This is a genomic window from Luteimonas wenzhouensis (genome assembly GCF_007859305.1).
GTDB classification, from domain to species: domain Bacteria; phylum Pseudomonadota; class Gammaproteobacteria; order Xanthomonadales; family Xanthomonadaceae; genus Luteimonas; species Luteimonas wenzhouensis.
The window spans coordinates 654,123-660,209 of sequence record NZ_VOHE01000002.1; the positions used below are offsets into that span (position 1 = coordinate 654,123).

The 6,087-nt window shown below is 73.0% G+C and carries 4 protein-coding genes; 2 read left to right on the forward strand and 2 right to left on the reverse strand.

Translation table 11 applies throughout. From position 1 onward, the window contains the following. The first annotated feature begins 44 nt into the window (after positions 1–44). Positions 45–1,655 (forward strand): GMC family oxidoreductase, encoded by a 1,611-nt coding sequence (locus FQY79_RS06415; RefSeq protein WP_146311812.1) that lies wholly within the window; start codon positions 45–47, stop codon positions 1,653–1,655. Between the two features lie 22 nt (positions 1,656–1,677). Here the strand turns inward: FQY79_RS06415 and FQY79_RS06420 are convergent, their stop codons facing one another. Together FQY79_RS06420 and FQY79_RS06425 are read right to left on the reverse strand one after the other, a co-directional pair. After that, on the reverse strand, positions 1,678–3,570 hold the full coding sequence (locus FQY79_RS06420; protein WP_146311814.1) for a M48 family metallopeptidase: 1,893 nt from the start codon (positions 3,568–3,570) through the stop codon (positions 1,678–1,680). Between the two features lie 123 nt (positions 3,571–3,693). Further along, entirely contained in the window at positions 3,694–4,296 is a 603-nt protein-coding gene (locus FQY79_RS06425) for a LemA family protein (protein ID WP_146311816.1), read from the reverse strand. 85 nt (positions 4,297–4,381) lie between these two features. Here FQY79_RS06425 and FQY79_RS06430 point away from each other — a divergent pair, with 85 nt between their 5' ends. Further along, positions 4,382–5,776 carry a serine hydrolase domain-containing protein gene (locus FQY79_RS06430; protein WP_342779010.1) on the forward strand — a complete coding sequence of 465 codons (1,395 nt, stop codon included), beginning with the start codon at positions 4,382–4,384 and terminating at the stop codon, positions 5,774–5,776. The last annotated feature ends 311 nt before the right edge of the window (positions 5,777–6,087 follow it).

Genomic DNA, 6,087 nt, shown 5'->3' on the forward strand with positions numbered 1-6,087 from the left:
CAATTGTCCCACCATCCGCCACCGGCGCGGATATGCTGTGCGCCATGGCCCGGCACGACCGCACGCACCAGTACGACTACGTGGTCGTGGGCGCCGGGTCCGCCGGCTGCGTCCTGGCCGCGCGGCTCTCGCAGGATCCCGGGGTGCGCGTGCTGCTGCTCGAGGCCGGCCCGCGCGACTGGCACCCGTTCATCCACATGCCGGCCGGCCTGTCGAAGCTGGTCAACCGCAAGGACGTGAACTGGGACTACAGCACGGCGCCCGAGCCGGGACTGCGCGGACGGCGCCTGTGGTGGCCGCGCGGACGGGTGCTGGGCGGATCGAGCTCGATCAACGCCATGTGCTACATCCGGGGGGTGCCGGCCGACTACGACGCCTGGGCCGCGGCCGGCGCCACCGGCTGGCACTGGGACGCGGTGCTGCCCTGGTTCCGCCGCAGCGAGGGCAACACCCGTGGCGCCGACGCCCTGCACGGCGGCGACGGCCCGCTGACCGTGTCCGACCTGCGCCACGTCAATCCGCTCTCGGAAGCGTTCATCGAGGCCGCAGCCCAGGCGGGCTATCCGCGCAACGACGACTTCAACGGCCCCCGGCAGGCCGGCGTCGGCCTGTACCAGGTCACCCAGCGCGACGGCGCGCGCTGTTCGGCCGCGGTCGCCTACCTCCACCCCGCGCGCGCGCGACCGAACCTCGAAGTGGTGACCGGCGCGCTGGCCCATCGCGTGACGTTCTCGGGTGCGTGCGCCGACGGCGTGGGCTACAGCGTCGGCCGGCGCAGGGTCCACGCCCGGGCCACGCGCGAGGTGCTGCTGTGCGGGGGCGCTGTCAATTCACCGCAGCTGCTGATGCTCTCGGGCATCGGACCGGCCGACCACCTGCGACAGCACGGGATCGAGGTGCTGCACGACGCCCCCGGGGTCGGCGCCAATCTGCAGGACCACCTCGACATCTGCACCCTGTACCGCGCCACGAAGCGGGTCACCTACGACCGCGCCAGCGAGCTGCGCATCGCCTTCGACTACTACCTGCGCGGCCGCCGCGGCGCGGGGACCAGCAACATCGCCGAGGCGGGCGGCTTCGTCCGCTCGGCGCTGGCGCCGGACGCACGCGCCGACATCCAGTTCCACTTCGTCCCGGCGATGCTCGACGACCACGGCCGCAACCGGCTGCCCGGCGACGGCTTCACCCTGCACGCCTGCTTCCTGCGCCCGCGCAGCCGCGGGCGCATCGCCCTGGCCAGCGCGAACCCGTCCGATCCGCCGCGGATCCAACCGCGGTACCTGTCCGACCCGGAGGGCTTCGACCTGCGGATGATGGTCGAGTGCGCGCGCCTCTCCCGCGACATCCTGACCCGGCCCGCCTTCGCCCCCTGGCGCGGCGCGCCGCTGTTCCCGGACCGCGAAGACCTCGACGACGCAGGCCTGGCCGCCTTCGTCCGCGCCAAGGCCGAAAGCGTGTACCACCCGGCCGGCACCTGCCGCATGGGCGGCGACGAACTGGCGGTGGTCGATCCGCAGCTGCGCGTGCGCGGGGTCGAGCGGCTGCGGGTGGTGGATGCGTCGGTGATGCCGACCCTGCCGGGCGGCAACACCAACGCGCCGGTGATCATGATCGCCGAGCGCGCGGCCGACCTGATCGCCCGGTCGCGCGGTTGAGGGCGGCCCGCGCCACCGCCGCTCAGGCGTGCTCGAGCATCGGCGGCAGCGGGCAGTGGAACACGCCGCAGATCGTGCGCAGCAGTTCGGCCTCGGCGACCGTCACCTTGCCATCGTGGGAGATCGCGTCGGTGATCGCCTCCACCGCGACCTGCTTGGCCAGCGGGTCGAGCGCGTCGAGCGGTTCCCACACCGCGTCCAGCGCGAGCACGCCCTCGGCCGGGGGGGCGTACGGCAGGTGGTCGCGCGGCAGCACCCGCTGCATGCCGGCCAGGTAGGCGCGCCGCGCGGCGTCCGGATCGCGCGGATGGCCCGCCTGGGCCACGACCGCGAGCAGGGTCGCGAACTCCTGGCGGACGTTGCCGGGCTTGCGCCGGCCGAAGCGCGCGTAGCGCGACGGATCCAGCGCCTCGCGCAGCTGCACTTCCAGCAGCCGCCCGAGGCAGTACTCGAACAGCGACACCCGCCCGTCGGCATGGACCACGGCGTGCACGGTATCGAGGAAGGTCGCCAGCTCCGGGCGCGGGCGCAGGCGCAGGGTCGGGAACGCGAGCGAGGCCAGCGGCAGGCGCAGCATCGGATGCAGCGACGCCAGCGGGCCGTCGCGCAGGCGCCGGGCCTCGGCCGCGACACCGACCCCGAGCCGGGCGACGATCTCGCTGCGCTGCAGGTCGGCGACCTCGTCATCCGGCGCCAGCAGCAGCCCCAGCAGCAGCGGCATCGCGCCCTCGCGCAGCGAGGCCATCGCGCGCAGCTGCCCGGGCAGGCCGGCGACGATCGCGTCGGCGCGGCGGTAGTCCTCCTCGTCCGGGTCGGCCACCTGCGCGGAGACCATCGGCGGGGTGAGGTCGATGTCCGCGCCGTGCGCCGGCAGCGGCCCGTGGTCGGCGGGCGCCGCCAGGCCCAGGCGCAGGTCTTCCTCCAGGCCGTTGGGCGGGCGCGCGAGCCACTGCGCCTTGAGCTGCTCCAGGCCTTCGGGCCGGAAGCCCGGCTCGAGCGCGCGGATGCGCTCGAGGATCGGCGGGTGGGTGGCGAACAGGCCGCTCAGGCCGGTGCCGTCGCCGAACAGCATGTGGCTGACTTCCTCGGCCTCGGCGCGCGCGGTCAGGCGCGAGCCGTCGTGCAGCCCGGCGATCTTCTTCAGCGCCCCGGCCAGCCCCGTCGTCTGCCGGGTGAACTGCACCGCCGAGGCGTCGGCCAGCACCTCGCGGCTGCGGCTGACGCCGGCCTTGATCATGCGGCCGAAGAACAGGCCCACGTAGCCCACCACCAGCGCCAGCAGCGCGGCGACCAGCAGCGGCATCGCGTTGCGGCCACGCACCGCGGCGCCGTGCTGGAGGATCTTGCGCCCGATCAGGCCCAGCATCAGGATCCCGAACAGCACCCCGACCAGGCGGATGTTCAGGCGCATGTCGCCGTTGAGGATGTGGCTGTACTCGTGCGCGATCACGCCCTGCAGCTCGTCGCGGTTGAGCCGGTCGAGCGCGCCGCGGGTGACCGCGATCACCGCGTCGGAGGGCGAATAGCCGGCGGCGAAGGCGTTGATCCCCGGCTCGTGCTCGAGCACGTAGACCCTGGGCACCGGCACGCCCGAGGCGATCGACATCTCCTCGACCACGTTGCGCAGCCGGCGCAGCTGCACGTCGGTGGTGTCCTCGGGCACCGGCACCCCGCCCATCTGCAGCGCCACCGAATCGCCGCCGCCACTGAGCGAGGCGGTGCGGTACATCGAGCCGATGCCGATCACGCCCAGCGCGAGCAGGGTGGACACCGCGAGCAGGGCCGGGTCGCTGCCGAACACCAGCAGCACGCCCAGGTCGACGGCCACCACGATGCCGACCACCGCGAGCGCGAACAGCACCACCAGCCGGGTGGTGTTGCGGCGCGCCTGGGCCTGGCGTTCGAAGAAGTTCATCGCGACGCGGCGGCGGGCGGCAGGCAGGTCACGGCCGCGGCGCGCGGCAGCGGACCGGTGGCGACGACGCCACCCGGCCCCCTTCCGCCTGCACTCACCGCGCCCCGACCACGGACCACGGCCTCAGAACTGCACTTTGGGCGCCTCGCGCACCTCGGCGCGGTCGGCCGGGATCTCGAGCAGCGCGGCCGGCGCGAAGTTGAACATCCCGGCGACGATGCTCGACGGGAACACCTCACGCCTGTTGTTGTAGGCCATCACCGCGTCGTTGTAGGCCTGGCGCGCGAACGCGACCCGGTTCTCGGTGCTGGTCAGCTCCTCGGTGAGCTGCATCATGTTCTGGTTGGCCTTGAGGTCGGGATACGCCTCGACCACCACCATCAGCCGACCCAGCGCGCCGTTGAGGGCGCCCTGCGCCTGCGCCAGTTCGGCCATCGCCGCCGGATCGCCGGGATTGGCCTTGGCCGCCGCCAGCCCCGCCTGGGCCGCACCGCGGGCCGCGGTCACCGCCTCGAGCGTGCCGCGCTCATGCGCCAGGTAGCCCTTGGCGGTTTCGACCAGGTTCGGGATCAGGTCGAAGCGGCGCTGCAACTGCACGTCGATCTGCGCGAAGGCGTTCCTGAACGCGTTGCGCGCGGTCACCAGCCCGTTGTAGATGCCGATCGCCCAACCGCCCACGAGCACCGCGAGCCCGACCAGGACCGCCAGCAGAATCAATGCGCTCACGGTGATTCCTCCACTTGTTCATGCAAGTCCGGAAACAGGCGCCTATGATCGCCTGAAGCGAGAGCATACGCAGGGGGCCGACCCGATGAAAGCCAAGCACCACCGATCCCCCGGCTCCCGCCTCGTCCGCGCGATGCTGGTGGGGATGCTGGCCGCGATCGCGCTTTCCAGTGCCGCCCAGACTCCGCTGGCCTGGAACCCGGACGCGCGCGGCGACGCCGATGTGACCGCGGCGGCCCGGCAACTGGCCCACGCCCAGGACCGCCCGGCGCCGCTGCCGGCAGAGGTCCAGCGCATGCCCCTGGCCAACGGCTTCGACGTGCGCGTGTTCGAGGCGATGGCCCAGGACCTGGTGGCCAACCAGCGCGTGCCCGGGCTGGCGATGGCGATCGTGCACGAAGGCCGGGTGCTCAGCGCGCGCGGCTACGGCATCACCGACGTGGACAACGCCGAGCCGGTGGACGCGCACACCGTGTTCCGGCTGGCGTCGCTGTCGAAGTCGTTCGCCGGCACGCTCACCGCGATGCTGGTGGCGGAAGGCGCGCTGCGCTGGGACAGCCGGGTGGCCGACTTCATCCCCAGCCTGCAGCTGGCCGATCCGGACGCCGCCCGGCAGCTCACGGTGGCCGACGTGCTGAGCCACCGGGTCGGGCTCAGGCACCACACCTTCGACCGCGACATCGAGGCCAACGCCGACTACCACAGCCTGGTGCAACGCCTGTCGGCCGCGCCGATGGTATGCGCGCCGGGCGAGTGCTACGGCTACCAGAACGTGGCCTTCAGCCTGGTCGGCGACGTGGTGTTCGCCGCCAGCGGGCAGTTCTACAACGAGGCGGTGGCGCGGCGGATCTTCAAGCCGCTGGGCATGGACGACGCCAGCGTCGGGCTTGAAGGCATCCTGGCCAGCCCGCGCTGGGCCCGTCCGCACGTGCGCGCAGGCGCGGGATGGAAGCCGGTGATGCCCAAGCCGACCTACTACCGGCTCGCGCCGGCGGCCGGGGTCAACGCGAGCATCAGCGACATGGCGCAGTGGCTGATCGCGCAGAGCGGCCGCCGCCCGGACGTGCTGCCCGCGCCGCTGCTGGCCACCGTGCAGTCGCCGATCGTTGGCACGCCCGGCGAGATGCGCGGCACGTCCTGGCGGCGCGAACGCCTCAACGCCGCCGGCTACGGGCTGGGCTGGCGGATCTACGACTACGCCGGGCATCGCCTGGTCTTCCACGGCGGCGCGGTGCAGGGGTACCGCGCCCTGATGGCGCTGCTGCCCGAACGCGACCTGGGCGTGGTGATCCTCTGGAACAGCAACAGCGCGCTGCCGTCCGGGCTGCTGCCCACGATCCTCGACCGTGCCATCGGCCTGCCGCCGCAGCAGTGGCTGGACGTGGACCCGCGGATCGAGAGCATGTTCGCGTCCGAGGACGGCGAGACCCCCGCCAGCGGCGGTCCGCAGTCCAGCTCGGCGAACGCACGGCCGGACTGAGCCCGCGCCGCAGCGCCCCCACCACGGGCACGCGATTCGCCGGCGCCAGCACGGCGCCACCCGCCGCGCACGCCCGCGCCTGCAGCGGACGGTGCTGCGGCACGTGCACCCCCGGCCCGCCGGCGCCCCCGGGGATGGCTTCCGCGCCGCCGCGTCACTCCCGTTCCGAACGGCCAAAATAAAGGGTTCTTCTCCCAACTGAGGGGAGAGAGGCGCACGGCCGACCCGGCAGAATTGTTGTTCTCGAGGCAACAAAACGGGGCCGGCCGTGGCCGAAGTGGATTGTATGTCCCAGCTGGGTGGCTGGAAGG